This window comes from Pararobbsia alpina, from assembly GCF_965118125.1.
GTDB lineage: Bacteria > Pseudomonadota > Gammaproteobacteria > Burkholderiales > Burkholderiaceae > Pararobbsia > Pararobbsia alpina_A.
Genome location: NZ_OZ221288.1, coordinates 2,504,391 through 2,530,650, shown reverse-complemented (window position 1 = coordinate 2,530,650; position 26,260 = coordinate 2,504,391). Strand labels below are relative to the sequence as shown.

Annotated in this window: 25 protein-coding genes; 7 read left to right on the top strand and 18 right to left on the bottom strand. The window is 58.8% G+C overall.

The features are described 5' to 3' along the window. Window positions 1-90 precede the first annotated feature (90 nt). Both ACMFWR_RS29310 and ACMFWR_RS29305 read left to right on the top strand, forming a co-directional pair. The gene (locus tag ACMFWR_RS29310; RefSeq protein ID WP_413195882.1) at window positions 91-693 is read left to right on the top strand and encodes a methylated-DNA--[protein]-cysteine S-methyltransferase; all 603 of its coding nucleotides are present in this window, start codon (window positions 91-93) and stop codon (window positions 691-693) included. An 88-nt stretch (window positions 694-781) separates the two neighbouring features. After that, window positions 782-1,600 carry an isocitrate lyase/PEP mutase family protein gene (locus tag ACMFWR_RS29305; protein ID WP_413195881.1) on the top strand — a complete coding sequence of 273 codons (819 nt, stop codon included), beginning with the start codon at window positions 782-784 and terminating at the stop codon, window positions 1,598-1,600. Window positions 1,601-1,829: 229 nt separating this feature from the next. Here the strand turns inward: ACMFWR_RS29305 and ACMFWR_RS29300 are convergent, their stop codons facing one another. Then, window positions 1,830-2,336, bottom strand: coding sequence for a YkgB family protein (locus ACMFWR_RS29300; protein ID WP_413195880.1), 507 nt, complete (start codon window positions 2,334-2,336; stop codon window positions 1,830-1,832). 380 nt (window positions 2,337-2,716) lie between these two features. Between ACMFWR_RS29300 and ACMFWR_RS29295 the strand changes: the two genes are divergently transcribed. Then, on the top strand, window positions 2,717-3,022 hold the full coding sequence (locus tag ACMFWR_RS29295) for a carboxymuconolactone decarboxylase family protein (RefSeq protein ID WP_413195879.1): 306 nt from the start codon (window positions 2,717-2,719) through the stop codon (window positions 3,020-3,022). Between the two features lie 60 nt (window positions 3,023-3,082). On the opposite strand, the gene ACMFWR_RS29290 is transcribed toward ACMFWR_RS29295, so the two are convergent. After that, window positions 3,083-4,645, bottom strand: coding sequence for a carboxylesterase/lipase family protein (locus ACMFWR_RS29290; protein ID WP_413195878.1), 1,563 nt, complete (start codon window positions 4,643-4,645; stop codon window positions 3,083-3,085). Between the two features lie 160 nt (window positions 4,646-4,805). Next, window positions 4,806-5,711, bottom strand: coding sequence for a LysR family transcriptional regulator (locus tag ACMFWR_RS29285; RefSeq protein WP_413195877.1), 906 nt, complete (start codon window positions 5,709-5,711; stop codon window positions 4,806-4,808). A gap of 107 nt (window positions 5,712-5,818) precedes the next feature. Between ACMFWR_RS29285 and ACMFWR_RS29280 the strand changes: the two genes are divergently transcribed. Further along, on the top strand, window positions 5,819-6,934 hold the full coding sequence (locus ACMFWR_RS29280; RefSeq protein ID WP_413195876.1) for an NADH:flavin oxidoreductase: 1,116 nt from the start codon (window positions 5,819-5,821) through the stop codon (window positions 6,932-6,934). 113 nt (window positions 6,935-7,047) lie between these two features. Here ACMFWR_RS29280 and ACMFWR_RS29275 read toward each other — a convergent pair whose 3' ends face one another. From ACMFWR_RS29275 to ACMFWR_RS29265, 3 genes are all read right to left on the bottom strand, one after another. Further along, complete coding sequence (locus ACMFWR_RS29275) at window positions 7,048-8,487, bottom strand: ATP-binding protein (RefSeq protein ID WP_413195875.1); 1,440 nt, start codon at window positions 8,485-8,487, stop codon at window positions 7,048-7,050. Between the two features lie 123 nt (window positions 8,488-8,610). Further along, the gene (locus tag ACMFWR_RS29270) at window positions 8,611-10,125 is read right to left on the bottom strand and encodes an ATPase domain-containing protein (protein ID WP_413195874.1); all 1,515 of its coding nucleotides are present in this window, start codon (window positions 10,123-10,125) and stop codon (window positions 8,611-8,613) included. 226 nt (window positions 10,126-10,351) lie between these two features. Then, window positions 10,352-11,062, bottom strand: coding sequence for an SDR family NAD(P)-dependent oxidoreductase (locus ACMFWR_RS29265; protein WP_413195873.1), 711 nt, complete (start codon window positions 11,060-11,062; stop codon window positions 10,352-10,354). Between the two features lie 113 nt (window positions 11,063-11,175). On the opposite strand from ACMFWR_RS29265, the gene ACMFWR_RS29260 reads away from it, so the two are divergent. Then, the gene (locus tag ACMFWR_RS29260) at window positions 11,176-12,069 is read left to right on the top strand and encodes a LysR family transcriptional regulator (protein WP_413195872.1); all 894 of its coding nucleotides are present in this window, start codon (window positions 11,176-11,178) and stop codon (window positions 12,067-12,069) included. A 101-nt stretch (window positions 12,070-12,170) separates the two neighbouring features. Here ACMFWR_RS29260 and ACMFWR_RS29255 read toward each other — a convergent pair whose 3' ends face one another. Both ACMFWR_RS29255 and ACMFWR_RS29250 read right to left on the bottom strand, forming a co-directional pair. Further along, on the bottom strand, window positions 12,171-13,283 hold the full coding sequence (locus ACMFWR_RS29255; protein ID WP_413195871.1) for an NADH:flavin oxidoreductase: 1,113 nt from the start codon (window positions 13,281-13,283) through the stop codon (window positions 12,171-12,173). A gap of 48 nt (window positions 13,284-13,331) precedes the next feature. After that, a complete protein-coding gene (locus ACMFWR_RS29250; protein ID WP_413195870.1) occupies window positions 13,332-14,072 on the bottom strand; it encodes an SDR family NAD(P)-dependent oxidoreductase in 741 nt (246 codons plus the stop codon). A gap of 122 nt (window positions 14,073-14,194) precedes the next feature. Between ACMFWR_RS29250 and ACMFWR_RS29245 the strand changes: the two genes are divergently transcribed. After that, the gene (locus ACMFWR_RS29245) at window positions 14,195-15,085 is read left to right on the top strand and encodes a LysR family transcriptional regulator (RefSeq protein WP_413195869.1); all 891 of its coding nucleotides are present in this window, start codon (window positions 14,195-14,197) and stop codon (window positions 15,083-15,085) included. Here ACMFWR_RS29245 and ACMFWR_RS29240 read toward each other — a convergent pair. The 3 genes from ACMFWR_RS29240 to ACMFWR_RS29230 all read right to left on the bottom strand — a co-directional run bounded on the left by ACMFWR_RS29240 (window position 15,082) and on the right by ACMFWR_RS29230 (window position 19,223). Next, window positions 15,082-16,215, bottom strand: coding sequence for a hypothetical protein (locus tag ACMFWR_RS29240; protein WP_413195868.1), 1,134 nt, complete (start codon window positions 16,213-16,215; stop codon window positions 15,082-15,084). The two genes, ACMFWR_RS29245 and ACMFWR_RS29240, sit on opposite strands and share 4 nt — an antisense overlap. Window positions 16,216-16,531: 316 nt before the next feature. Beyond that, the gene (locus tag ACMFWR_RS29235) at window positions 16,532-17,875 is read right to left on the bottom strand and encodes a dicarboxylate/amino acid:cation symporter (protein WP_413195867.1); all 1,344 of its coding nucleotides are present in this window, start codon (window positions 17,873-17,875) and stop codon (window positions 16,532-16,534) included. Between the two features lie 181 nt (window positions 17,876-18,056). After that, on the bottom strand, window positions 18,057-19,223 hold the full coding sequence (locus ACMFWR_RS29230) for a mandelate racemase/muconate lactonizing enzyme family protein (RefSeq protein WP_413195866.1): 1,167 nt from the start codon (window positions 19,221-19,223) through the stop codon (window positions 18,057-18,059). A 132-nt stretch (window positions 19,224-19,355) separates the two neighbouring features. On the opposite strand from ACMFWR_RS29230, the gene ACMFWR_RS29225 reads away from it, so the two are divergent. Further along, window positions 19,356-20,318 carry a LysR family transcriptional regulator gene (locus ACMFWR_RS29225; RefSeq protein WP_413195865.1) on the top strand — a complete coding sequence of 321 codons (963 nt, stop codon included), beginning with the start codon at window positions 19,356-19,358 and terminating at the stop codon, window positions 20,316-20,318. 105 nt (window positions 20,319-20,423) lie between these two features. On the opposite strand, the gene ACMFWR_RS29220 is transcribed toward ACMFWR_RS29225, so the two are convergent. The 7 genes from ACMFWR_RS29220 to ACMFWR_RS29190 all read right to left on the bottom strand — a co-directional run bounded on the left by ACMFWR_RS29220 (window position 20,424) and on the right by ACMFWR_RS29190 (window position 25,904). After that, a complete protein-coding gene (locus tag ACMFWR_RS29220) occupies window positions 20,424-21,059 on the bottom strand; it encodes a DsbA family protein (protein WP_413195864.1) in 636 nt (211 codons plus the stop codon). Between the two features lie 118 nt (window positions 21,060-21,177). Further along, window positions 21,178-22,305 carry an alkene reductase gene (locus ACMFWR_RS29215; protein ID WP_413195863.1) on the bottom strand — a complete coding sequence of 376 codons (1,128 nt, stop codon included), beginning with the start codon at window positions 22,303-22,305 and terminating at the stop codon, window positions 21,178-21,180. Between the two features lie 283 nt (window positions 22,306-22,588). Then, window positions 22,589-23,464, bottom strand: a complete 876-nt coding sequence (locus ACMFWR_RS29210; protein WP_413195862.1) for a GNAT family N-acetyltransferase — start codon at window positions 23,462-23,464, stop codon at window positions 22,589-22,591. 243 nt (window positions 23,465-23,707) lie between these two features. Next, on the bottom strand, window positions 23,708-24,079 hold the full coding sequence (locus tag ACMFWR_RS29205) for a hypothetical protein (protein WP_413195861.1): 372 nt from the start codon (window positions 24,077-24,079) through the stop codon (window positions 23,708-23,710). Between the two features lie 192 nt (window positions 24,080-24,271). After that, the gene (locus ACMFWR_RS29200) at window positions 24,272-25,213 is read right to left on the bottom strand and encodes a hypothetical protein (RefSeq protein ID WP_413195860.1); all 942 of its coding nucleotides are present in this window, start codon (window positions 25,211-25,213) and stop codon (window positions 24,272-24,274) included. A 141-nt stretch (window positions 25,214-25,354) separates the two neighbouring features. Next, window positions 25,355-25,762 (bottom strand): response regulator transcription factor, encoded by a 408-nt coding sequence (locus ACMFWR_RS29195; RefSeq protein ID WP_413195859.1) that lies wholly within the window; start codon window positions 25,760-25,762, stop codon window positions 25,355-25,357. After that, complete coding sequence (locus tag ACMFWR_RS29190) at window positions 25,755-25,904, bottom strand: hypothetical protein (protein WP_413195858.1); 150 nt, start codon at window positions 25,902-25,904, stop codon at window positions 25,755-25,757. Before ACMFWR_RS29190 ends, ACMFWR_RS29195 begins: the two co-directional genes overlap by 8 nt. Window positions 25,905-26,260: the final 356 nt, after the last annotated feature.

The following is a 26,260-nucleotide window of genomic DNA, read 5'->3' as shown; positions in this document are numbered from 1 at the left end:
ACAATAACGTCATGCGCGCTGGCACCGGATACCATCCCGTGCCGGCGCCCCGTATGACGCTGATCGACGCCCATCTTCGAAGAAATCGCCATGGCCTACGTTTACAAGTACGTTGACTCCCCACTCGGCAAACTTAAAGTCATTCTCAACGACGAGCGCCTTGCTGCGATCCTGTGGGAGACCGAACGGCCCGATCGCGTGCGGCTTGGTGAGATGGTTGAGGTTGACAGCACCCCCATGCTCGAAGAGGTGGAGCGTCAACTTCAGGAATACTTTGCCGGCCGTCGCTCGCATTTCGATGTGCCGCTGGATTTCAAGGGCACCGACTTTCAGAAAAAAGTCTGGCACGCATTGCTGACCATTCCCTACGGAGAGACGCGAAGCTACCTGCAGATCGCGGTACAAGTCGGCAATCCGAAGGCCGTGCGCGCGGTCGGCGCTGCCAACGGTAAGAACCCGATCTCGATCGTCGCGCCTTGCCATCGAGTCATTGGTTCCGGTGGCCAGCTCACCGGATTCGCCGGCGGTCTCCAGGCAAAAAACTATTTGCTCGCACTCGAGACGCGTGATCTTGCGCGTCTCGAATCGGCCCGACACGAAGACGTCACGGCCAACGGAAAAGTACTGCCCGCTTCGCGCTCGAACGCGCAAGCCACCCTCTTTTGCACCGACGATGCGTACGTCGACGCCTGATGCGCCCCCCGCAATACAACGGCGCGGCAGGCCCGTGCCGTCCGCGCGCCAGCCTTGCCTTATTTCCTCTCTGTTGTTGGAGTTTGGTATGTCCAATCAATCCCAAGCATTTCGTGCATTGCACACGGGTCCTCTTCCACTTCGGCTTGTCAACGCCTGGGATGCCGGCAGCGCGCGGCTTTTCGAAAGCCTTGGCGCCCACGCAATCGGCACAACAAGCGCAGGCATGGCCTGGGCGCTCGGCTATCCCGATGGGCGCATCCTGCCGGCCGGCGAGGCACTGGGTGTCGTGACCCGCATGACGCGCGTGCTTCGCGTGCCGCTTTCCGTCGATATCGAGCACGGCTTCAGTGATGATCCGGGAGTGGTCGCGACGCACGTCAAGCGGCTGATCGATGCGGGCGTGGCAGGTGTGAACATCGAGGACGGGTCGGACTCGCCGAGCTTGCTTGCCGCGAAGATCGAAGCCATCAAAACCGCCACCGTGCACGCAGGGGCCGACATTTTCGTCAACGCGCGAACCGATGTGTTCCTCGCGCAACTCGTCACGGCCCCGATGCAGGTCGAAGAATCGATTACACGCGGTGCGCTATATGCATCGGCCGGTGCCGACGGCTTGTTTGTGCCAGCGCTCCATCGCCCGGAAGACATTCAAACCATCGCAAGCGAGATCACGCTGCCGCTGAATGTGCTGACGTGGAAGGGATTGGCCGTCGCTGACGAGCTCGGCAAGCTAGGCGTACGCCGGTTGAGCCTTGGTGCAGCCATCTCGCAGGCGATCTGGGCAAAGGCTGCCACGTTGGCCGAAGCATTCCTCGAAGCAGGGCAATCGGACCCACTGATGGAGAACCCGATGCCGCGGCCGAGATTGCAAGGTCTCTTTACGGGCGTTGGCATGTCGAAGTAACGCGTGCTGCGCAAACACCCGTAGCCAAGCCGCGTATCTCCAGACGCGACATTCGTATGCTGTCCGGCTACCGCGCGCGTGCCGAGGCACCAAGCGTAGCGTTACATCGGGTGACAAAATCGGGCGACAGATTGAGCCATCGACGGACGCCGAGCCGATTGGGGCGTTGCAGCCCCGATCGGCGTTTCGATCTGTTCCAACCTCTTCGCCCCGCTAACTGCTCGAGCCATTACGTCGTCGACGCCACCGGCGATTTCGCGCCCACCGTTTGAGGCACGATCGACTTCATCAACAAGCAAGCCGACGCAGCAAGCGAAACCACGTCCTTGAGCAGGAACTGACCGATGTCGCCGGAGATCGCCGGGAATCCGCCGGCCGGCGCCGCCGCGACACCCGGCGTCGAGAGCATGAACGACAGCGTAATCAGAAAGGTCGCGCAGGACATGGCCGCGCCCAAGGCCGAAAAAAGCGGAATAAAGGAACCCAACACAAGCGCAACCGCCGTCGAAAGCTCAAGCAGTCCGACCACATCGCTCGCGCCTTGCACGCCGAGCAACGCATGAAGCCAGCTCATGATCGGACTGTGCTCGATAAACGGCGAAATTCCATGCGCTTCGTAGCTGGTGAACTTCATGCAGCCGAACCAGAGAAAAACGATCACAAGCGCCCATCGCAAGACCGCGACGGACCAGAATGACGGGTCCGATCGCTCGGCAATTCTAAAAGAAGAAAGCATGGACCTCTCCTCCAGATCGAGTTGGCTAACCACGAAAAATAGATTGAATGACGATGCATTCGACGTGCATCGTCCAGGCGTCAGATCGACTTTGACACCCTTCAAAGTCTATGTTCGTCAACTCGGTTTCACTACTGTACTCAGGTATAGAAGGCCGTCATGCTCCGCCCCGCTTTAGCGTTCAAACAGGGGCTCCCATGCAACTTAGTCAGCAGCGCTATACGTAAGTATCGCCGGCGTCTCAGGCGCGATTCGCGACGCTATGATTTGACCGGGATTTCCCTTCATAGGAATCCAGTCATTGCCGGTGGCTAAGCGAAAGCAGTGGGACGCCTGGGGAAACCTCCTTAGGTCCCGTTGGTGCACAAGGAGTAGCAGACATGTTTGACATGAAAAACCTGAGCCGCCTGAAGAACCTTGATAAGAATGCTGCGAAGACAGCCAAGGCTTTCTGGGCGTTTAACGACGCGGCCTTTGAGGATGGGGCGATCTCAGTGCTGAACAAGCAACTGATGGCCGTCGCCGTGGCGTTGACCACGCAGTGCCCCTATTGCATCGAACTCCACACCAAGGCAGCGCGGGACGCAGGAGCAACAGATGAGCAATTGGCAGAGGCCGCGCTCGTCACGGCCTGCATGAGAGCGGGTGCCGCAGTCACGCACTCTTCGCACTTGTTCCCGAGTTGATGTCGCCAGCGCGTCGAATGACTTGATCCGAGTTCGAGTCACACGACGCGCATGGCTCATTCAAGGCGCAACCACGTCAAGACGCGCCTTCCACGGATCAGTCATCTCAGACGTTTTCGACGCACCTTCGGGAGCGAACCAGAGCAGCTTGTCTTCCTGCGTCGAGTAGCGCGTCCATTGCGGCAAGCCCGCGCCGTTCGGATCGCCATTCTTTGCGAAATTCACCCAATAGGCATGCATCTGCTGGGCCATGGCACTGTCTTGTGCCGTGACTGCATTGGCGTAGCGAGCGTGAAGCGTGTCGAAGGCATACGGAATCTCGCTCGCATGCACGGCGCCTGGCCATTGCTGCTTCATCGAGTCGGCCACATACCCGAACCGGTATTCCCAGGTCGGTGCCCCGGCTCCGCTAAACGTACGCGCTACGAATCGCGCAGGCTCGACCATGAACTGATCGCTCGCGATCTCCATCGCGACGTCATCGGGCTTGGCACTGCCCGTCGGGGCATAGGCACTTCGCGCTGCCTCCTTTTTTGCCGCGCCTAAAGGTGCCAGCGCATCGTCAACCGAACTGACCTTCGGCGGAAAGCCGAGATCTGCAGCATTCGCGCCGACAATCAAAGGCACCTTGTGGAAATTCCCCGCCGCGTAGACATCCTGAGGCTCGCCCGTAATGAGCTTCCCGTCAATCATCGGCCCCGCGTAGGTCGGCACACGCATCGTGGACATATTGAGGCCATTGACGACCTTCCTCGCAGGGAGCTTGCGCAGCTTTCTCAGCGCTTGCTCACCCGAGCCATCGATATTGTTGGCCTTGGCGAACTCAGTGCCCGCACTCTCGGCTTGCTTGAGCGTGAGTCCGGGCGTGATGTTGTGACGTCCCGAACCGGACTCGATGATGGCGCGCTGAAACAGGCCATCCGTCAATGTCGACGTGATCAGGCTCGCCACCGAAAAGCCCCCTGCCGACTCGCCAAAGATCGTGACGTTGCCCGGATCCCCGCCGAACTTGTCGATGTTGGCCTGCACCCATTTAAGCGCCGCGATCTGATCCATGAGGCCGTAGTTGCCCAGGAGTCCGTCATCCGCATTCGCAGCCGTCAATGACGGATGCGCAAAGAAGCCAAAGCGACCGACACGATAATTGAAGCTCACGAACACGATGCCTTGCTTGGCAAACTCGCTGCCAGAATAGACGCCAGGCGACGAACCGCCATTGACGAACCCGCCGCCGTAAATCCACACCATCACGGGCAGCTTTTTCTCCGCAGCTTGAGCAGGACGCCACACGTTCATAAACAGGCAGTTCTCGCTAAGCCCTACGCCAAGCGGCGCCGCATCGCCAGGGAAAGGTTCCTGCAGACAGTCTTTGCCATATGCCCTGGCGTCGCGCACACCAGCCCACGGATGAACCGGTTGAGGCGCGCGCCAACGCAGCGGCCCCACCGGCGCCTGCGCATACGGAATGCCCTTAAACGATTCCACACCATCCGCTACGGCACCAGCGACACGACCGGACTGAATCGCGACGGTATGCGTATCCGTGGGCGTGTCGGCATGCGCGGCAAGCGTCGTCACGACGAGGCCGCAGAACGCACCTGTGACAAAGAGGCTTAACTTCATCGGAGTCCTTTTGCGTGTTGATCCGGGTGAAGACCGGTTGAAAACATTCTAGTCTGAGCAAGGACGTTATCCACGCCCAGACCAGCATGGCTACCTACCGCGACACAACGCAAATGTTTTACAACAAGATTGTTTTACAACGTTTGCGTTGTACAACGAGCTAGCGCGCAACCCCAATATGCGTCTTTGCAAGCTGCGTCAGCTCCGCCTCAAGCGCCTCAAGAAACACATGGACTCGATGAGGTACATAACGCCGACTCGGGATGACCGCCCACACCGAAAGCTTTTCCATCTCCGCGTCCTTCAACGGAATTTGCACGAGAGAGCCATCGGCTAGCTGTCTGAACACATCCCAGTAGCTCAGCATCACGATACCCAGCCCTTGCAGCGCCGCCGTACGCGCGGCATCGACACTGGTCGTGGTGACGTACGCCTCGATGCTCTTTCGTGTCAACACCCCGTCCACAACGAGAGGCCAACGTCGTACCGCACCGAGGCTGATGCACTGGTGCTGATCAATCTCCTCCACCGTCGCCGGACGACCCCGCTTGGCTATGTACGCGGGAGAGGCACAGATCAGCCGCGGATTCGGCGCAATCTGCCTCGCAACCAACTCCGAGTCCTCCAGCGGTGCAATGCGCAGCGCCAGTTCCAGCCCCTGCCCCACCACATCGACGAGGCGATCCGAGAGATCGAGATCAATACGAAGCTCAGGGTTCGCTTCCAATAGTCTTGGAAGCATGGGCATGACGACGGACTGACCGAAGCCCGTCGGGGCCGTCATCCGAAGCACCCCGGAAGCGTGTTTCGGAGACGGACTCAGTTCGGACCGAATACCGAGTTCAGCATCGGTCATCGCTTTCGCATACGGAACGAAAGCTTCTCCCTCCGCGGTCAGCGTCAACGCTCGCGTCGAGCGATGAAACAGACGTACCCCAAGGTCTTCTTCAAGAACCGCGATGCGCCGCGAAACCTGCATGGGCGCGACGTTGAGCTGACGAGCCGCAGACGACAAACTCCGCGCCGACGCGACGGCCAGAAAGGTGCGAACGTCCGAGAGAAGCATGGTTTATATCCGAAAGTGATACGGCGGCTTCACGCCTCGATGCCTGTTTCTTCGCCCACGCGACGCCTACGATGCAGTCACTTTCCCTTTCGCAGCGAGCAGAGAAAATGACTGACACGACTCCCCTGATCCTGTCCCCGTACAACGGCAACAGCATCGCAGTTCGCAATCGAATCGCAGTCTCGCCCATGACGCGCATCACGGCGACGGAGAACGGTCATCCGACGCAGACCATGTTCGACTACTACATGCGTTTCGCTAAAGGTGGCTTCGGGCTTGTCACGACCGAAGGCATCTACACCGACAAGGCATTTTCGCAAGGATACCGTTTTCAGCCCGGACTCTCCGACGACGATCAGGCGCGAGGCTGGACGGACTTTACGCAAGCAATGCAAGACGAAGGCGCCCTTGTCTTTGCGCAACTGATGCATGCGGGCGCGCTGAGTCAAGGCAATGTGTATCGCACGCACACCGTCGCGCCCTCGGCTGTTCGCCCAAAGGGCAAGCAAATGGAGTTCTACTTCGGCAACGGCCCGTATCCCGAGCCGAAAGAAATCACCGATGCCGAGCTTGAAGAGGCCGTTCAAGGATTCTTGAGCGCCGCACAACGCGCCATTCATATTGCCGGCTTTAACGGCGTCGAGATTCATGGCGCTAACGGCTATCTTCTCGACCAGTTCCTGACCGCGCACACGAACCTTCGCACCGACCGTTGGGGCGGCGATGCACTCAAGCGCGTGCAGCTGCTTGCGGACATCGTGAAGCTCGTCAAGCACTCGATCGGCAACGCGGCACCGGTCGGTATCCGGATCTCTCAGGGCAAGGTCAATGACTTCACGTCGAAGTGGCTTGGCGGTGAAGCGGATGCCGAAGCGATCTTCGGCACCCTTGCCGACGCCGGCGCGAACTTCATTCACGTCACCGAATATGAAGCGTGGCAACCTGCCTTCGAAGGCTCGAAAGACAGCCTGGTGACGCTTGCACGACGCTATGCACCCAATGTCACGCTCATCGCGAACGGTGGGTTGCACACGGCGGATCGGATGAAAGCAGTCGTCGACGCAGGTGCCGATGTGGTCGCCGTCGGTCGCGGAGCATTGGCCAACCCCGACCTGCCGAAAGTGCTCGCGCACAACCGTGAACCGAAGTCGTTTGACCACTCGATCCTGCAACCGATCGCGAATATCAAAGAAGCGGAAATCGCGATGCAGTCCGATCTGTGAGTCACGATAACGCCCGTCTGTGTGATTCCACGTGCCTCGCGCGGACTGCGCGAGGCACACTGCTCGGCATCGACTTCGATCGTCGGGCTAAAGAGACAGGTCTAGCCCAGCCTTCAAGCACTCATTTCATCAAACAGCGCGAACAAACTATCGGGCTCGACGGGTTTGACGAAGTGATGGTTAAAGCCCGCTTCTTTCGCGTGCCGGATGTCCTCGACCTGACCGTACCCTGTCAGCGCGATCAGCATCACGCCGGACATCGATGGCAATAGCTTCATGCGCCGGGCGACTTCGTAGCCATCGAGCCCAGGTAGCCCGATGTCGAGGATGACTGCGTCAAACCGTTCCGTTTCGCACTTCGCGAGCGCTATCGGACCATCCGGTGCCGTCACTGCATCGTGACCTCCTACGCCAAGCAAAATAGCGAGTGACTCGGCAGCGTCGCTATTGTCGTCGACGACAAGTATGCGAAGGCCTTGCGTATGGCGCGGCCTGGAGCGAGACGGTGAAGCAAGCTCCTCCTGCCTGGCCAAAACGAGAGGCAAATGAAGTACGACGCTTGCACCCTGGCCGATTCCATCGCTATGGGCCTCGACGTTGCCTCCATGCATGGCGACGAGCGTACGGACGATCGAAAGACCGATGCCCAACCCGCCTTGTGCGCGATCGAGCGCGCGACTCGATTGAGAAAAGAGTTCGAAGATCCGCGGCAGATCGTCCTTTGAGATGCCCGTGCCGTTGTCGCTGATTGTCACGACCGCCTCGCTGCCTTCCTTATGCGCCTGCACGCGGATACGGCCTCCGTCCGGCGTATATTTCGCCGCATTGTCGAGCAAGTTTCCGAATACCTGAGCAAGCCGCGTCGCATCCGCACTCACGTACATGGATTCGTCCGGCAAATCGGCTTCGAGCACATGACGTCGCGCAGCGATCGACAAGCGTGCGACATCGATGGCATTCGCCAGCAGCACGCCGAGGTCGAGCGTCTCCTGCCTGAGCGTGACCTTCCCGGTCGTAATGCGCGACACATCCAGTAGCGCTTCGAGCAAGCTCGACAGATGTCGGGTTTGCCGCTCGATAATGTCACGCGCCCAATGCATCCGCGGCGGCAACGCTTCTTCTGCAACCCGGATCGTCTCCACCGCATTGCGGATCGGTGTCAGCGGATTACGCAGCTCGTGTGCGAGCATGGCAAGAAACTCGTCTTTCTGGCGTGATGCGATAAGCAGTTGGGCATTCGCCGCCGCGCGCTCGGCAATCATTTCCCGGGCCTGATACTGCCGCCGCCTCGCCCGCAGTGCGCTGCGGGCAGCGCTGATCAGCGCATCACGGCTGACCGGACGCTCGATCAGCACGACATTACCCAGTGTCGCCAGGTGAAGCGACTCGGGCGTCGGCATGCCGCGCTTGCCGTTGCCCACAAGAAGGACGAATGGAAGGTCCGACCACGGCTGCTGGTTGATCAGCCACGCCTCCAGCAGGTCGAGTGCTTTGCGGTCGAGCGCTTCGTCGGCGATCAACGCGCATGCGGCGCCTTCACGTAACGAAGTCACGAGGTCGTCAATATCCGCACAAGCAACACACGTCATGTGCTCTCGTGCGAGCACTTGCTCAACGACTTGTGCGTCGCGTCCACGGGGCGCAGCGATCAGGATCCTTTCTTCCAATGCGGGCCCCTACTCGTCAACACCGTGGTCAAGCAGCGGCTGTTGACCGTGATAGGTCGGCAGACCGCTCATGACGCCTTCGAAGTCCTTGAGAGGCAAACCGACCCTCAACCCTGTATTTGCGATCCTGAACTCGCGAATCGAACGCTCATGAGCGTTCGAGCGGCTCTTCAGGACGGACAAAGCCGTCAGGACGTCACCGGCACTTTCAAAGTAACGGAACACGAGAAGCGCATCGCTGAGGTAGCTCAGATCGATGTCCGTGCCGACCGTGCCGATCAGCCCGTGCTGCCCCAGAACCATGAGCGTGATGACCCCCTGCTGATTCAAATAACTCAGGAGTTCGTGCATCTGCAACAGCAGATGTCGATGCCCGGGCATGGCCTGCATATAGGCATTCAGACTGTCGATCACGATCATCGACGCGTCGGCGTCTTCGACGGCTTCACGGACCAATGTGGCGAACTGGCCCGGCGACATTTCCGCCGGGTCGATCTGCTGGACCAGTAAGCGGTCGTTCTCGATGTAGGCATCAAGACTCATGCTCAGGTTTCTTGAGCGCGACAACATCGTGCCTAACGTCTCATCGAACAAAAAGTATTTGACGCGCTGTCCGCGTTCGAGGGCACTCAACGCGCAACGCACGGCGGTCGTCGTTTTCCCGGCGCCTGACGGACCGACAACAAGCAGGCTCGTGCCGGGGACGAGACCTCCACCAAGCAAGGCGTCCAGCTCTTCGACGCCGGTTGTCTGAGACGCGGCATCGAATTCGCGACGATGCTTGGCGGCGATCAAACGCGGATAGACGGTAATACCGCCCGTGTCGAGCCTGAAGTCGTGATAGCCGCCGGCGAACTTGACGCCACGCATCTTGACGATTCGCAAGCGTCGCTGTTCGGTGCCGTAATCCTGAAGCTGCTGGTCGAGTTCGATCACGCCATGCGTGATGCTGTGCAGTTGGAGGTCTGACAGCCGCGTCGTCTTGTCATCGAGCAGCCACACCGTGCAGCCCTGCGTCAGGAAGAACTGTTTGAGCGCCAGCACCTGGCGGCGGTATTTAAGGGCATCCTGCGCAAGGAGGCGCAGCTCCGAAAGACTGTCGAACACGATCCGCTGCGGCCGGACTTTCATGACCGCGCGGCGGACCTCTTCGACCGTCTCTCCAAGCTCGACTTCCGAAGGATGCAAGATCGACTGGCCGGCGTCTTCGGCAAGTCCGTCTTCACTGACGAGTTCGTGAATCGTCAGGGCGTCGAGCGACCAGTGGTGAGAGGCCGCGACCGCCTTGAGTTCGGCGGCGGTTTCCGACAGCGTGATGTAGAGACCCGCTTCGCCTCGTCTCGCGCCTTCCAGTAGAAAATGCAGGCCAAGGGTAGTTTTTCCCGCACCCGGAACGCCTTCGACCAAATACACCCGGTTTGCCGTCAGGCCACCATTCAGAACGTCGTCCAGTCCGCCCACCCCCGTGGAAATGCGGACAGTCGCGGCAGCGCCGCCAGGATTCGTCGTGTGTTCGTTTTGCATCGCCGTGCTCAGCTGTTATTCGCCACCCGGCGTTGTCTGCAGATTTCATGCCGGGTGCGAATTGCTGTACGAACGCGCGATGCCTGTTGAGCCGAGTGGAACCTCGTGATGTCGCGAAGCCGCCATCACCGGGTTCCACGTCAGGTCGGTAGCAACCTGAACGGACCCGGCAGCACGGCCGAACTTCACTGCCGTTTTGAACCTGACTGAACGGCAAGGACACGCCTTACCAGCGACCGGCGTGCCGGCCGCCATCTACGTTGATGGTCTGTCCGGTGACAAAGGCCGCATCTTCGAGATACATGATCGCGTCGACGATTTCGGACACCTCGCCCATGCGACCGATCGGGTGCATGGTATCGAGCAACGCATGTTTTTCTGCCGGATGCATGGGCGTCTTGATGACACCGGGCGCCACGGCATTCACACGGATGCCCTGTTTCGCATACTCGATCGCCAGGCCGCCAGTCACGGCGTAGAGACCGCCCTTGCTCAACATCGCAAGCCCCGCCGGTGCCCCCGCAATCCCCTGATGCACAACGGTCGCCGTGATCTGCACGATATGGCCGCTGCCTTGCCTGACCATTTGCCGAAGTACCGGCTGCGTGATGTTGAAGAAACCTTCAACGTTCACTCCCATCACATTCCTGTAGTCGTCAGGCGTGTAGTCGGTGAATGGCTTGCCGATAAAAATACCGGCGTTGTTGATCAGTGTATCGATCCGGCCGAAGCGTTCGAGCGCGATTTGAACAACACGGTCCGCGACTTCGCGATCGCGGATGTCGCCCGCCACCGCCACAACGCCATCGTCATCACTCTGCTTGATACTGCGCGAGTTCGCGATGACGACGTAGCCCTTCTTGCGATACGCGTCGACCACACCGGCACCAATGCCTTGCGAAGCGCCGGTGACGATGGCAACTTTCCTTTGAGTCATGGAAATGCTCCTTGCGAGTTGATTAAGACAGACGCGAACGGGTCAGGCATGTCGCGATCTGGCAAGAAGCGTATCGCTGGACACCGCGAAGCGGCAGTCGCTATCCTTGCGCAATGACTGATCGAAAACGCACAGCCCTCGACTGGCAGGATGTACGGATGTTCCTTGCGTTAGGGCGCTACCGCAGCCTGTCTGCCACTGCGCGCGCGCTGCAGGTGAATCACGCCACGGTGGCGAGGCGCATACAGTCTCTTGAAGAGAGTCTTGGCGACAAGCTGGTCGAGCGCAGACCCGACGGGTATCGACTCACACCGGCGGGAGAGCATGCGCTGCAAGTCGCGGCGGAAATGGAGGTTGCAGCACAGAACCTTTCCCGCCCTGCCATCGGTGCACCTGACACGCTACGTGGACTCGTCCGTATCAACGCGCCTCCGGCGCTTGCACAAGGATTTCTGCTAGCGCGCCTGACAGAGATCACGGCTACGCATCCCGGCCTGGATATCGATCTCGCGACAGACCTTCGGTCAATCAGTCTCAGCCGGCATAAGGCTGACATTGCGGTGCGCGTCGGCCACGCCGTGGATGCGGATCTCATCGCCAAGCCCCTGGGAAGCATGGCATTCGGCTTTTACGGAATCGCAGCGCAGTGCGATCGCGCCGAGCGCGGAGAATTGCCGACGTTTGTCGGTTACAACGAGGAGAGTGGCGACATGCCGGGCGCGGAGTGGCTGACGCGGCATTTCCCCCGATCACGCATTGCATTTCGGGGTGAGAACCACATCATGCAAGCCATCGCGGCAGGAAACGGAGCGGGCCTGGCGTTGCTACCGCACTACCTGGGGCGCAGCCTTCCCGGCCTGACGCTCTGCACGCTCGAGCCCGCGCCTCCGCCGCGTGATATCTGGCTGTTTGTCCGCAGGCAGGATCGTAACGTCGCAACGATACGAGCGGTGATGCAGCACGTGCAGGACTCGTTCAAAGCGAGCGAAGGCCTCTTCAGCGCTTAGTGCTTCCGGGCCGACCGAATATCTCGACCGAGCTCAGCCGACCTCCAGGCCAAATTCCTATCGATCATTGCATTGGCAGGGCAAGCACAGTGCGTGTGTGACTAACGCAGTGTCGCAAACGCCGCCGGCGTGAAGTCGGCGATCTGGTCGACACGATTCCTGCGTACTTTTTCAAGCCACGCGGGGTCCTGCAGCAGCGCGCGTCCGACTGCCACCAGATCGAATTCACCGCGCTCAAGGCGCGCAATCAAGTCATCGAGCGGCGTGGATTGAGCGCTGTATCCCCGAAGCGATTGGTAGACGTCACCAGACAGGCCGACCGCGCCGACGGTAATCGCGGTGATCCCCGTGAGCTTTTTTGCCCAGCCGGCAAGATTCAGTTCGCTATCGATCTCGGGGAACGCGGGCTGCGAGTACTTGGGCTGCGAAAGGTGGAAGGCGTCCGCACCGGCGTCAACGAGCACGCTGAGCCATTGTTCAAGCGCCTGCGGCGTTTCAGCAAGCCGTGCTTTGAAGTCTGTCGGCTTCCATTGCGAAAGCCGAAGAATCACCGGAAAACCCGGCGTCACTGCTGCTCGCACGGCCTTCAGCACTTCGACGGCAAAGCGCGAGCGTTCGACGAGCGTGGCGCCACCATAGGCGTCGTCGCGCAAGTTCAGGTGGTCATAGAAGAACTGATTGATCAGGTAGCCGTGCGCGCCCATCAGCTCGATGCCATCGAACCCGATGCGCTCGGCATCCGAAGCTGCACGCGCGAAGGCATCAATCGCGGCCGCCACATCCGATTCACTCATTGGCACACCGACTCGCTCGCCGGTCACTGCGAAGCCCGAGGGGCTCTCGTAAGGTGCTGCCGGTCTCCAATCGGGAGTCGCGTTTGAGCGCTTATGCCCGACATGAACCACCTGTGGTGCAATGCGCCCGCCAGCTGCGTGTACCTCGTCCACGACTCGCTTCCAACCCGCGAGCGCCGCTTCGCCATGCAAGCGGGGCATATCCGGTTCATTGAGCGCCGCCGGACGACCTATCCCCGTCGCCTCGGTAATGATGAGGCCGACGCCATGCTCCGCGCGGCGGCGATAGTAGCTGGCAACCTCGGCGGTCGGCACGCCCCCTGGCGACCTGGAGCGCGTCATCGGCGCCATGATCACGCGATTCGGTAGGTCGAGGGCGTTGAGCCGATAGGGATCGAAAAGGGCGTCAAGCATATTCATCGGGCATCTCCTGCAAGCTAGCAGCGGCGAGTCAGCGCGGGACAAATCTCAGACCTGACCGATGCCACCGTCGGCCATCAGATCGGCGCCCGTCACATAGGAACTCTGGTCAGAGGCCAGGAATAGCGCCGCGCTGGCCATCTCCTCGGCACGCGCGAGTCGGCCGAGCGGTACCATGCCCTGGTACATATCCACGAGTTCGTCGCGCCCCACCGTCTGCGAATCGAGGATCGGCGTGTCGGTCACACCGGGGCTCAGCATGTTCACGCGGATGCCGCGATCCTTGAATTCCGCCGCCCAGGTGCGGGCATACGAACGCAATGCCGCCTTGGTCGCTGCGTACGCCGTATGACCGGGAATACCCATGACGTGCATGGCCGACGAAACCAGCACGATTGAGCCGCCCCGCTTCATCATCGGCAGCTGCTTCTGCACGAGGAAGACCGGGCCGCGAGCCATCAGATTGAACGCCTTGTCGAAATGCGCGGGCGTGAGCGTGTCGATCGACGCCTGCTCCGTATAGCCCGCGTTCGACACGACGATGTCGACGACGCCCTTTTCCTGGCGGACCACATCGGCGACGCGATCAAGATCATCCAGGTCCGCGGCGTCGGCCTGGATCGGCGTGACGTTGCGTCCGATCAGCTTCGCGGCCTCGTCAAGCTGCGCCTGCCGACGGCCAAAGATAAAGACGTGAGCGCCTTCGGCGACGAAGCGCTGAGCGATAGCCAAACCGATACCTGTCGTTGCGCCGCTGACGACGGCAACCTTGCCTGCGAGAGTAGACATGAAAACCTTTTGCCTGTGTGTGAGGAACAGGCTCAGGTTAATTGCCATCGCGCCGGATGATAATCACCGAATTTCCCATAAGATCTATTCTTTAGGAGAATGGGTCGAGCGGGAGGAAGACAATGGACCGGTTTCAGGAACTGAACGCTTTTATGGCCGTCGTCGAAGCCGGCGGGTTTTCCGCAGCCGCGCGTCGGACAGGCGAATCGCAGTCGGCGATCAGCAAAGCCATCGGCGCGCTCGAAAAGCGCCTCGGCGTGATGCTGTTCAATCGAAGCACGCGCAGCGTCACGCTGACCGACCAGGGCCAGCGATATTACGAGCGGACCAAACCGCTGATTGAGGAGATGCATGAAGCCGACTGCGAAGTGGCGAGCAGCAGACTCGATACTTCCGGTCTGATCAGGATTGCCGCATCCGCGACGTTTGGACGCCTGCACGTGCTGCCACTTGTGCCCGAGCTGCTGTCACTCGTTCCCGGGCTGCAGGTCGATCTGGTTCTGTCGGATTTCGTGCGAGACATGGTGGACGACCGAATCGATCTCGCGATTCGAGTGGGGCCCGTCAATGATCCCGATGCGGTGGTCAAGCGCGTGGCAACGACGCCTCTCGTGTGCGTCGGATCGCGCAGTTACTTCGAGCGACACGGATTACCCAAAACGCCAGCCGAGCTTGCGAATCACAACTGCCTTTTATACGGCGGGCTTACGGAGCTGGCGGACTGGCCCTTCGAAGGACCCGAAGGTCGATTCAGCGTATCGGTCCGGGGCAATCTGTCGTCCAACAGCGTCGAAACGATCCGGGCCGGTGTGCTGGCCGGCGTCGGGATCGGATTGTTTGCCAAGGTTTCCCTCGCCGACGAACTGCGAGACCCGGACGTGATCCCGATTCTCGGTGAGTTCATCAGCGAGGTCAGAGACGTGAGTCTGATCTGGCCGAAACGGCGATTCGTACCGGCGCGCGTGCGTCGCGCGACGGAGTTTTTTGCTAAGGAGTTGCCGTTGCGGATTTAATGTGGCGCCCCAACGAAACCGTGGCACACGGACTCCGCATCGCAGTAGTAGCCGACGACCATGCCTCTGTCGTTGATGGCCGTTGGCGTCGTGTAGAGCGAGCCAGGAGGATCGAACGTCACGATCCTGCCACCGGGGAGCCACAAGAACCCATGCTCCAGCGAGAAATCCGCAAGGATGTAAGACCCTGTGATCACGCCCAATGAATTGATCCCCGCAGGACTCGTTCCGTAGTTGTTGCCGGGTGCGTCGATCGTTTTCATCGTGCCATTGGCCGAGCGCAAAAACCCGTGGACCGTATCGCATGCGGCATCACTGCAATACGAACCGGTGATCGCACCCTCCGCATTGATGGAGACAGGCGGTGAGTTGGTCAAGAATGCAATCGGAGGATCGTACGTCGTGATCTTGCCATCCGGAGACCGCACGAAGCCATGAAGCAGGCCGCTAGCGTCGCGATAGAACCCTGCGATCACGCCAAATGCATTGATGGCTTGAGGACTGGTGTACGTCGAGCCCGTCACGACGAAATTGGTGAAGATGCCATTCGCGAGACGCACGAAGCCGGCAAACTCAGAAGCCGACCTGAGGTAGCTCCCCGTGACGGTTCCCGCGAGATTAATGCCTGTCGGCGACGTGAAATCATGCGCCTGTCCCGGGACATCAAACGTCGTGTATTTCCCGCCCGGCGAGCGCAGAAAACCGTGATTCTCACAGCCGGCCGGAGGCTCCGTTGCGGAACAGTTGGTCGCATAGCCACCGGTCACGACACCCTCGAGGTTAATCGCGTCGGCGGTACTACAAACGTTCTGTGTGACCGTGCTGCAGGTCGCACCCGGCGGATCAAAGACGGTGATCGCACCATTCGGCGCGCGCACGAAGCTATGGATCAAACTACCTGCGTCAATGAAGTACCCCGTGACCACACCCGCGAAATCGATCGCCGTCGGAAAGATGCCGCCGGAATCGCCGGGCACATCGAACGTTGCAAACGTTCCGCTGTTGGCCTGTGCCTGTGCTTGCGTTTGCGCGTTAGCGAGCGGAACGCACAACATCAACGCGCTAACGAGCTTGGACAGATCACGGATGGCTCCGGCCACGAACGCTAAGCACTTCGCCGCTGTCTTCATGACGTCACTCCTTGGGGCGTGTGGCACAGTGACGCATGGAGGTTCATGGTGATCAACAACCGCAGCGATATCGCATTGCACGTCACGTCACGTCACGTTTGCCACCGTTTGTGTATAGAACATTTCTTTAGCGACTAAACGGGAATCGATTTGCGCGCATCGGCATGCGTCCTACTCGCGTTCCATGCGAGTGCCGGATGCGTGATTTCTTAGTTCACAGATCGAGTGCTCTCTATGCAAAGCCACGCGGCAGAAACGTGCACAGACGTTGGCGCCGAGCAACACGAGTACTTTCCGGTCACTCAGCAGAACAGCCTCAGCGATGCGACCCTGCCGGCAAAGCAACCTCTAGCGGTACTGGCGCTTCTCGAGAACTATCCAGACCGCCGACATCGGGGTCACGATTCAGGACCGCACGAGCCCGATCGAGGTCGATTGCACCTTCCCACCGCGCGACCACAATCGTGGCCACACCATTGCCGATCAGGTTGGTGACAGCGCGTGCTTCGTTAAGAAAGCGATCGACACCCAACAGCAGCACCAGCCCCGAGACCGGAATCTTGTGCATAGACGCCAACGTCGCCGCGAGTGCGACGAAGCCCGCACCCGCCACGCCGGCAGACCCTTTCGACGTCAGCAGAAGAACGCCCATGACCACGATCTGATCGAACAACGTCAGATGGATGTTCATCGCCTGCGCCACAAACATGGCCGCCATGGTGAGGTAAATGGCCGTGCCGTCGGCGTTGAACGTATAGCCCGTGGGAAGCACCATGCCGACAACGGGACGCGAGCAGCCCAGGTTCTCCATCTTCATCAGCATCTGGGGAAGCACGGCCTCGGTCGAGGCCGTTCCCAGCGTGACGAGAATTTCATCCCTGATATAGCGCAGATATTTCCAAAGCGACAGGCCGCTTAGTCGCATAGCGACACCGAGCACAACGACGACGAAGCAGATCGACGTCAGGTACAAACACAGCATCAGTTGCCCGAACGAAGCCAGCGTACCGATGCCGTACTTTGCAATGGTGAATGCCATGCCGCCGAACGCCCCAACGGGCGCGACGTACATCACGATGCGCACCACACCGAACATACCCTGCAGGAACATGTCGAGCATATCGACGAGCGGCGCGGTCCGCGGGCCGAGTTTTGCCAGCGCAATCGCGAACAGCACAGAGAAGAAGATGATCGGCAGAATTTCGCCATTGGCAAAGGCGCCGACAATGCTGTTCGGCACGATGCTCATCAGGAACTCGAGCATCGAGTGATCGTGCGCGGCCCGGGTGTAAGTCGCGATCGCCGAGCTGTCGATATGCGCCGGATCGACGTTCATGCCGCTGCCCGGCTTGATCACATTGACGACAAAGAGGCCGATCAGGAGCGCGAGCGTCGATGCCAGTTCGAAGTAGAGCAACGCCTTGACACCGACGCGCCCCGCTTCGTGCAGGTCGTTCATTCGAGCGATGCCGACGACGACCGACGCGAAAATAATCGGTGCGAGCGACATGCGAATGAGCTTGATGAACAGGTCGCCCAGCGGTTTGAGTTCAGCGCCGGTGTCCGGGTAGAAGTGGCCGACCAGGATGCCGGCCACAATACCGATCAAGACTTGTACATAAAGCTTGGAAAGCGTCTTCTTGAGTTTCGAGGGCCGCATGTCTGTCTCCGGAGCATGGCGCCATCCACATTAATTTCCGCGACCGTTAATCACTGTGCGTGCAGCGATTGTTTTCCGGTCGCGGCGATGCGTTTCCCGTCCGATCCTCGAAAGGGACATGCACCGGCCTCCCTAAGCCGGCGCATAAGGTCGTGCATAAGGTCGTGCCTCAGGTCGTCCCTCAGGCAGACAGCTTCTGCATTTCCGCAAAGAGGTCGGCCTTTCCTTCAAACCCGATACCCGGCAAGTCCGGCATCGTGATGTAGCCGTTCTCGACCTTCACACCATCGGGGAAGCCGCCGTACGGCTGGAACAGATCCGGGTACGACTCATTGCCGCCCAGGCCAAGACCGGCCGCGATATTCAGCGACATCTGGTGGCCGCCATGGGGGATGCAACGGGTCCGTGACCAACCGTGTTGATGCAGCATGTCGAGCGTGCGCAGATATTCGACCAACCCGTAGCTCAACGCGCAATCGAACTGCAGCCAGTCGCGATCGGCTCGCATGCCGCCGTACCGGATGAGATTGCGTGCATCCTGCATGGAGAAGAGATCCTCGCCGGTCGCCATCGGTTTGTCGTAGTAGTTCCGAAGCGTCGCTTGCAATTCGAAGTCGAGCGGATCGCCCGGCTCCTCGTACCAGAACAGGTCGTACTGCGAGAGTGCCTTCGCGTACTGAATCGCGGTATCAAGATTGAAGCGACCGTTCGCATCGACTGCGAGCTTCTGGCCATCACCGAGCACACTCAGAATCGAGTCGATACGCCGAAGGTCTTCGTCGAGCGACGCGCCACCGATCTTCTTCTTCACGACCGTGTAGCCACGGTCGAGATAGCTGCGCATCTCGTCTTTCAGCTTTTCGTGATCCTGGCCCGGATAGTAGTAACCGCCCGCTGCATAAACGAAGATCTTGCGATCGGGCTTGCCATCGCCGTAGCGATCAGCCAGCAACTGGAACAGCGGCTTGCCCTCGATCTTGGCGACCGCATCCCACACCGCCATATCAATCGTGCCGATGGCAACGGAACGCTCACCGTGACCGCCGGGTTTTTCGTTGGTGAACATCGTCGCCCAGATCTTGTGCGGGTCGAGGTTGTCACAGGTGGCATCGACGAGAGAATCGGGATCGGCTTCGAGAATGCGCGGAATGAAGCGCTCGCGCATCAGCGTGCCCTGGCCGTAACGGCCATTCGAATTGAAGCCGTAGCCGACGACGGGCTTTCCATCGCGGATCACGTCGGTCACGACGGCGACCAGGCTCAGCGTCATCTTGCTGAAATCGATGTAGGCGTTTCGGATCGGTGAGCTGATCGGAACGGTTTTCTCGCGGATTTCGACGATTCTCATGGGCGTATGTCCTGGTCTGGCGGGATCGCTATAGGCAGGCCGAGGGCATTCGGCTCTGCTGCATTGGGACGTAGCATAGTCCGCGTCGACCGGCCTATACTTCACCAATATTCATTTCATTTTTAACCAAAAGTGAAAGCTGATTCGACCATCGACTTCGAGTTTTTCGTTCAGCTGGCGAAGCTGAAGAGCCTCTCCGGCGCGGCGCGTTCGCTCGGCATGACGCCGCCGGCGGCAACCAAGCGACTCGGCATCCTTGAGGAAAGATTTGGCACGCGGCTCGTCAATCGAACGACGCGCAGTGTGAGCCTGACTCCGGAAGGCGAGACCTACGCACGGTTTGCTGCGCAGATTCTCGATCAGGTGCGCGAAATGGAAGACGCGATCGCAGGGACACCAGCGGAGCCGCGCGGGCGTCTGCGCATCAATGCAACGTTGGGCTTCGGGCGAACGACGATTGCGCCGTTAGTGTCCGAATTCGCCAAACGGTATCCGCACATCGACGTTCAGTTCGTGGTCACGGACCGTCCCGTCGATCTCGTTGAAGGCGCTTTTGATATCGCGATCCGATTTGGCGAGTTGCCGGATCAGCGGCTGAGGGCGCGTCGCCTGATGAGCAATCGCCGGTTTCTTTGCGCGTCCCCGAAATATCTGGAGCGACACGGCGTGCCCGAGCGCATGGAGGACCTGGTCGATCATCGATGCATCATTCACACACAAAACGACGATGCCTACGGTGTCTGGAGATTCGTGCAGGACGATCACATGGAGACGTTGAAGGTCAACGGCTCACTCTCGAGCAACGATGGGGATATCGTGCTGCGCTGGGCGCTCGACGGTCACGGCATTTTGATCCGCTCCGAGTGGGATCTCGCCAAATACATCCAGAGCGGAAGGCTTCGTCTGGTGCTGTCAGATGTCGTTCTGCCGTCCGCGGATTTGTTTGTCTACTATCCGGGACAACGCAACGAATCCCCTCGTGCTCGGGCGTTCATCGACTTTCTCGTCAAGCACTTCGAGGCGCCTTTTGTTCCGGTTGATGTGGGTAAGGCGCCTACGGAGCGTAAGCGGATCAGTCGAGCAAGAAGGAGCTGACGTTGCGGCAGCTCCTTGCGCGGTGACACTCAGGTCTTGACCTCTGCTTCCCATTCGGAACGGGTCGCAGAGGTGTACCGACAAACGCTTAGCGTTCGCTTGAACTCAAGCGTGCACCAGCGACTTCAGCGCTTGAGTGATCTGAGCCGCCTGGGCATATCCCGAGGTCAACCGGCCAACACGCCCATCCTGCTCAACAAACAACGAGGGGAAGCCAGTCACGCCGAGCTGACGCGTCAGGAGAAAATCCGCCTGCGCCGCTTTGACCGCTTCGTTCGACGACCACACATCGAAGAAGCGATCCGCACCGCATTCAATGCCTTGCGCCTTCAGGGCGTTGTCCGCGAGTTCCGCGAGCACGTGCCCGCTTGTCGTATCGAGCCCATCGACATAGAAGCCACGCTGGAGTGCGCGGAACACCTTGAGCAGGTCGGCATCCGGAGCAATCAAACGCGCCGCCACGACGGCACGGCAAATCGGCTCGGTGTCGTACACGAAATTCTTGCGCGCCATCAGCGCATCGCGATTGAATACAGCGCCGCTCATCTGCTCGACGCGAGCCCAATGCTGCAGGCGCATCTGCTTGCCCGCATCGTCGAGCACCGTGGTCGAACCCGCCAACATTCCGCCGACAACGACTTGCACATCGAGATCGGGCATGTCTTCCTTGATCGCGGTCATTTCCTTGCCAAAGCCATAGCACCACGAGCACATCGGGTCGCCTACGAAAATCAGCTTCATTGCTGCTCCTGCTTCCAAGATTGAGTGACGCTGATCATAGGGGTGTGCTCCCTGTCGACCAATAGCTCGAATCTCAAGACACTTTTAACATCGTGTAAGTGCTGAGCGGCGCCGATCGCTAGCTGGCCGAATAAGGCGCGTAGTCGACATAGCCTTCGGCACCGCCGCCGTAATACGTGGCGGGGTCGGCGACCGTCAGGGGCCAACCGTTCTTCAGTCGCGCGACAAGATCCGGATTGCCAATAAACGGTGCGCCGAAAGCCACCAGATCGATGAGCTTGTCTTCGATCATTTTGTCGGCGAGTTCATGCGTCATGCCACCGGCAAGAATCAGCGCCGTATGCGGGAGTGCCTGCTTCATCTTGCGCAAGAGCCCGAAAAACCCTGACTCTTCCTCAATCGTCGAAAGCTGATCGAGCTGCGGTGCGCCGGTCTGATTCATCACGTGAACATACGCGAGCTTGCGTCGACCGATTTCGCGGGCGAGTTCTGCATACGTGCTGTCGATCTCGGGATAGTGAGGCATATCGAAGAGCTTGCCGTACGGCGAGATACGAATGCCGACGCGCTCGGCACCCAGCCGCTGCACGACCGCGTCCGTGGTCTCGAGGACAAAACGCAAGCGGTTGGCCAGCGTATCGGCCGCGTAGCGATCGGTCCGGTCGTTGACACCCGGATTCAGGAACTGCTCAAACAAATAGCCGTTCGCCGCGTGAATCTCGACCCCGTCGAAGCCTGCTTCGATTGCATTGTCAGCGGCCTGTGCGAACTCTTCGACGATGCGCGCGATCTCGTGAGTTTCGAGCGCGCGTGGTGCCGGCGGCTGGAGGAAACCGGCGTTGCCCTCGTCGTCGTAGCCGTACGCCATCGGCCCCCCCGGCAGCTTCGACGATGCGCTGACCGGAAGCGCGCCGTCGAGGATGGACGGATGCGAAACACGACCGACGTGCCAAAGCTGGGCGAAGATTTTTCCGCCGACGGCATGGACGGACTGCGTGGTCAATCGCCATCCTGCGATCTGTTCAGCGCTGAAGATGCCCGGGTTGAACACATAGCCCTGACCCTCGCGAGAAATCGGTGTGCCCTCGCTGATAATCAGGCCCGCTGTCGCGCGTTGGCTGTAGTAGAGCGCCATGCGCTCATTAGCGATATCGTCGGGCGCGCGAGACCGTGTCAGCGGCGCCATCACGATACGGTTCTTGAGAGGGACGCCGCCCAATGAAAAGGAATCGAAAAGCTGCCGCATTACGTTTGGCCCTGCGAGATGGATCGGATGACGGGAAGCGCGTCGTCACGGACGCGTCGAGAGGATCGGTCTCAGACACGGCGCGCCTGATGGCGACCGCGTCAGCCGCGCGGAGCGCCGGCCCATGAGTTCCAGATTCGATGTGCGCCATGGTAGTCAACCCCGAACGGAGCAACAATCGACCACCATGGAAAATCAGTTGTGCGCAGTCGGCAATGACAATGCGGAGGGGAGCAGGTCAGCCAGCCGGTGCAGCGATCAGCGAATCAATCAGTCCGGCGACTCATTGAGCGTCAATCGCTCCGCTTGTCGACTGATATTCATGGCGAATATAGGACAGGTCGAATCCGGCGCGCAGCACGTTGCGATGCGATTGATTGGGCGACTGTTTGGCATCGAAGCCCGTCTCGATCGTGATCCGTGTGGCACCCAGATTCATGGCGTCGGCAACGCGTCGCGCCAACAATGCGCTTTGTGCCCCCTTCCCTCGGTATTCGGGCAACGTGGCTCCACAGCCCATCCAAGCGAGGTCACCGCGCACGAACAAAGCACCTGTCGCAGCGGGAGCTTCTCCGTCGTAAGCCACGTACGTTGTCCATCGTGGCCGCCCGGGCAGCGAACCGAACCACGTATCAAACCCTTCATCCATCCCGAACGCGTTTCTCAGTGTCTCGCCGAAATCAGCTCGCTTGTCTGCACCCACGACCCGTACTTCGTAAGGGCATTCGAGCACGTCCGGTTGTGCGGATTCAAAGTGAAATCTCGCTATCGATGCTTCGCTCTTCGCAAGTCCTTTAGCCGGCAACCATCGGTTTAGATCGTGCTCCGACATGCCGCGTGGAACGGGTACGCTCCATACCGACCCGCCAAACTGATCGAGCCACGCGATAGCATGGTCCACCGATGATTCATTGACTGTGGACGACACCCCCATACCCAGTGCTCGATTAAACAAGGTGTACGGAGAACTCCGAACCGCGAACAGCGCATATTCGCCGGAAAAATCGAACTTCAAGCCTGCTCTGGTCGCGAATTCTTCAGGCGCTGCGGCGAACAGATCCAGCCATGCTTCCATTTCCACTTGTTCCGACCAGGCGCTTTCGCTGCCAACGCTCGCCGCGCCAACTTCAAATTCATTCTCTTGGTTTATATCTTTCATGGTTTATTAAAGTAATGCGAAGAAACTCGCTTTCTTCTCGTATACGCGAGGAACCTGGCGCAAGACTTTAGAGAACGTATCTGAAATCGGCCATACCGCGCTGTCTCGCTTTCATGATCGATCGACCTGATTCTCGTAGCGAGTACGACGGCAGTGCACCTCTACCGTGCGAAACCGGGGCTGGTCGGCCGAAGCCCCGGTGCCACCGATTGAAGTCAACCCGTGGTCAGGCGCAGCGACTGCCTAAAGAACAATCGCCGGCAGTAACTTGTTGGCCTTGATGTACGTGTCACTATCGCACCAAGTGAAAAGCACTTGTCCCTCTTCGTTATGTTTAGCGTACTCAATTTTTTTGTCATCCGGGCCAGCGACCTGCACCATGTTGGCATTTGGAAACGCATTTCCAATTTCCTTGGATTTTCTCAATTCTTCAGCGTCAAATTCCTTGAACAACTTGCCTTCAGTGTCTCCGTGAAATCCGTAATACACCGTTATTGGCCCAGCTTTATTGATGTATTCCTGAACTTTCATCAGCTTTGGCACAAATCCATCAACATCGGATTGGCCATCGTTGGTGAAAACGTTTTTCGCGTATCGAACAATTTCATCAGGCATGACTCACTCCTTGATCTGATGTTTCTATAAAATAATTGACTAGCGAACTCTAGAATTTTTGACAAGCTTGAGATGGTCCAGGTCATCGGCGAATTTCTCACAACTTGCCGCTCTGCACGTTCTTAAAAGTGCGGGAATCGGCCGGCACGTCCTGAGTCAACTTGCGCGGGCGCCCCATGCACTGAAGTACCGCTACAACAAGACCAACTCCTTGCGTTTTGCCAATACGAGCGCGGCATTGTTTGCCGCGTTCAACAGCTTCTTCTTGTTGATCAGGTCGGCGGTGTCGGAGATCTTCGTGTTGATCTCTTTAATCATGTCTTCGAGAGCGATGAAGTCGGATTTGTAGTCTGCGATTGCAGCCTTCAGATCCCCCGGGTGCTTTGTCTTGTAGTCGGCAAGCTTCAAATCATGAACTTGCTGGCTCAGAGATGCGACCGCCGCTTCGAGATCATTCTGCTGGGCAATAAGGCCATTGATTCTGTCGAAGTTGGCAAGAGCACGCGCCCGATCGGCCGACATCCGAACATCGTAGATGTAGAAGTTTTGAACAATGATTTCGCTATTGAAGAAGTCTTTGCTACTGAACTTGTTCTCCATCACGCACACAAACATACTCATCCCGGGAATGATGTCCTTTTGCACAATTTGCTTGGACAAGTCGGTTTGCGTCCCGGTCTTGATGGCGGAAAGAATCCCTGTGATTGCCTGAAAGGCCGCATTGGCAATGATCGCTTCGGTTCCCGCCATCATTGTCAGAAGGTTTTGCGTCGTCGGCGAGATGGTGCTTCCCTTGGCGGCGGAAGCTGTAGGAACTTTGTCATCTTTGTCGCCTTTCGTCGGCGGCATGACGATGGCTTTCCCTCCAAAGATCGCAGAGCGAACGCCTTCAATCATATCGACCACGTTGTTGAGCGACCACGTCGCAGCGGTAGACAGGTGTTGGTACGATCCACTTGCCAGAGGCTGGGCATCATCCCATTTTCCGTCCGCGTAAAATTTCTTGATCTGCGCATCAAGCACCTTTTGAGCGTCTGCCGCGGTTTTGTCCAGCTCTGCGTTTCTTTCATCGATGTATTTTTGAAATGCAGTATTGTCCTGACCGATTGTTTTGATGTCTGTTGAGTGTCCCATTTGATCCTGACCTCTCTACGGTTCGTTAATAAGTAAATGGTGAGTCCGCTCACTGCATCACGAGTCCAACGGATCCCGTAATGCATCTTCAATCTAGAAGTCGATAGCGAGACTTCATATACCTCCGATGTCGTAGGTGGCCTACTCGTAAAGTGCAACAAGCTGCCCAATGCTGCGAAGATTTAGTTTGCGCAATAGGTTTTCACGATGCTTGCGGACAGTGAGATCGGCGATTTCAAGCTGTCGCGAGATGTGCTTGCTTGTGTGTCCCTGGATTAGCAGTTTCATCACCTGGAGTTCCCTTGGCGAAAGGACATCGTCCAATGGGCGTTCAACCAGCTTGGGCAAGTCGTTCTGCTGCCTGGCGTGCTCAATCAATTGCCTGGCATTCCGGAATCCTGCTTTGCGGAGCATGTTGCGACGGTGCGTCTTGACTGTGAACTCACTAATGGCAAGCTCTGATGCAATTTCCCGACAAGAAAAGCCCTTTGCCATCAAATGAAGGATCTCTTTCTCGCGCGGCGTGAGAGGTGGCCGCTGATCATTCATCGCCCGAATCCGCCAGCAGCCGAAGTGCCACCGCATCTCCATGCTGAATAGATTCAAATAGGCTTATTGCCGCGACGAAGCGCAGCGCCAGCACCGGCTGCAGATTCGTATTTTCCGGGCCGCATTCGCGCCGGTATCCCATGTGGATGGGCGGGTTTTAGGCGTTCGAGGTGAAAACCGGTAACAAGTCTTATGCGCCGCACGATAGCGGCGCGCTCGTCCATAAACTGCCTTTCCACGCTCGACTGAAAGGGGACATCGCGCCTGGCGACCGCAATTCACCCTATGCGTGTCGACAGTTGCAACGACTTTTTGGATTGAGATTTCTTCCCTGCGGATAAGTGGCGCGAGGCAAGTGCCGGATTAGGTCGCTATTGAACCGTCCATATGTGCGTGACCGGTATTTCGGACCCGCTTAGCAGGTTTTCGGGCAACACAGTTTATTCTGCGTAAAACAGGGTCAGGCCTTTGCGCCGTCCTTCGTCATTCATTCGCCGC

Bases quoted from the DNA above. Each gene is read 5' to 3' on its own strand.
- ACMFWR_RS29270 (WP_413195874.1), bottom strand. From the start codon at position 10,125: ATGCAAAACGAACACACGACGAATCCTGGCGGCGCTGCCGCGACTGTC.
- ACMFWR_RS29255 (WP_413195871.1), bottom strand. From the start codon at position 13,283: ATGAATATGCTTGACGCCCTTTTCGATCCCTATCGGCTCAACGCCCTC.
- ACMFWR_RS29195 (WP_413195859.1), bottom strand. From the start codon at position 25,762: ATGAATGATCAGCGGCCACCTCTCACGCCGCGCGAGAAAGAGATCCTT.
- ACMFWR_RS29300 (WP_413195880.1), bottom strand. From the start codon at position 2,336: ATGCTTTCTTCTTTTAGAATTGCCGAGCGATCGGACCCGTCATTCTGG.
- ACMFWR_RS29250 (WP_413195870.1), bottom strand. From the start codon at position 14,072: ATGTCTACTCTCGCAGGCAAGGTTGCCGTCGTCAGCGGCGCAACGACA.
- ACMFWR_RS29200 (WP_413195860.1), bottom strand. From the start codon at position 25,213: ATGGGACACTCAACAGACATCAAAACAATCGGTCAGGACAATACTGCA.
- ACMFWR_RS29210 (WP_413195862.1), bottom strand. From the start codon at position 23,464: ATGAAAGATATAAACCAAGAGAATGAATTTGAAGTTGGCGCGGCGAGC.
- ACMFWR_RS29205 (WP_413195861.1), bottom strand. From the start codon at position 24,079: ATGCCTGATGAAATTGTTCGATACGCGAAAAACGTTTTCACCAACGAT.
- ACMFWR_RS29190 (WP_413195858.1), bottom strand. From the start codon at position 25,904: ATGGGATACCGGCGCGAATGCGGCCCGGAAAATACGAATCTGCAGCCG.
- ACMFWR_RS29310 (WP_413195882.1), top strand. From the start codon at position 91: ATGGCCTACGTTTACAAGTACGTTGACTCCCCACTCGGCAAACTTAAA.
- ACMFWR_RS29265 (WP_413195873.1), bottom strand. From the start codon at position 11,062: ATGACTCAAAGGAAAGTTGCCATCGTCACCGGCGCTTCGCAAGGCATT.
- ACMFWR_RS29305 (WP_413195881.1), top strand. From the start codon at position 782: ATGTCCAATCAATCCCAAGCATTTCGTGCATTGCACACGGGTCCTCTT.
- ACMFWR_RS29215 (WP_413195863.1), bottom strand. From the start codon at position 22,305: ATGCGGCAGCTTTTCGATTCCTTTTCATTGGGCGGCGTCCCTCTCAAG.
- ACMFWR_RS29285 (WP_413195877.1), bottom strand. From the start codon at position 5,711: ATGCTTCTCTCGGACGTTCGCACCTTTCTGGCCGTCGCGTCGGCGCGG.
- ACMFWR_RS29245 (WP_413195869.1), top strand. From the start codon at position 14,195: ATGGACCGGTTTCAGGAACTGAACGCTTTTATGGCCGTCGTCGAAGCC.
- ACMFWR_RS29290 (WP_413195878.1), bottom strand. From the start codon at position 4,645: ATGAAGTTAAGCCTCTTTGTCACAGGTGCGTTCTGCGGCCTCGTCGTG.
- ACMFWR_RS29230 (WP_413195866.1), bottom strand. From the start codon at position 19,223: ATGAGAATCGTCGAAATCCGCGAGAAAACCGTTCCGATCAGCTCACCG.
- ACMFWR_RS29235 (WP_413195867.1), bottom strand. From the start codon at position 17,875: ATGCGGCCCTCGAAACTCAAGAAGACGCTTTCCAAGCTTTATGTACAA.
- ACMFWR_RS29295 (WP_413195879.1), top strand. From the start codon at position 2,717: ATGTTTGACATGAAAAACCTGAGCCGCCTGAAGAACCTTGATAAGAAT.
- ACMFWR_RS29280 (WP_413195876.1), top strand. From the start codon at position 5,819: ATGACTGACACGACTCCCCTGATCCTGTCCCCGTACAACGGCAACAGC.
- ACMFWR_RS29260 (WP_413195872.1), top strand. From the start codon at position 11,176: ATGACTGATCGAAAACGCACAGCCCTCGACTGGCAGGATGTACGGATG.
- ACMFWR_RS29240 (WP_413195868.1), bottom strand. From the start codon at position 16,215: ATGAAGACAGCGGCGAAGTGCTTAGCGTTCGTGGCCGGAGCCATCCGT.
- ACMFWR_RS29220 (WP_413195864.1), bottom strand. From the start codon at position 21,059: ATGAAGCTGATTTTCGTAGGCGACCCGATGTGCTCGTGGTGCTATGGC.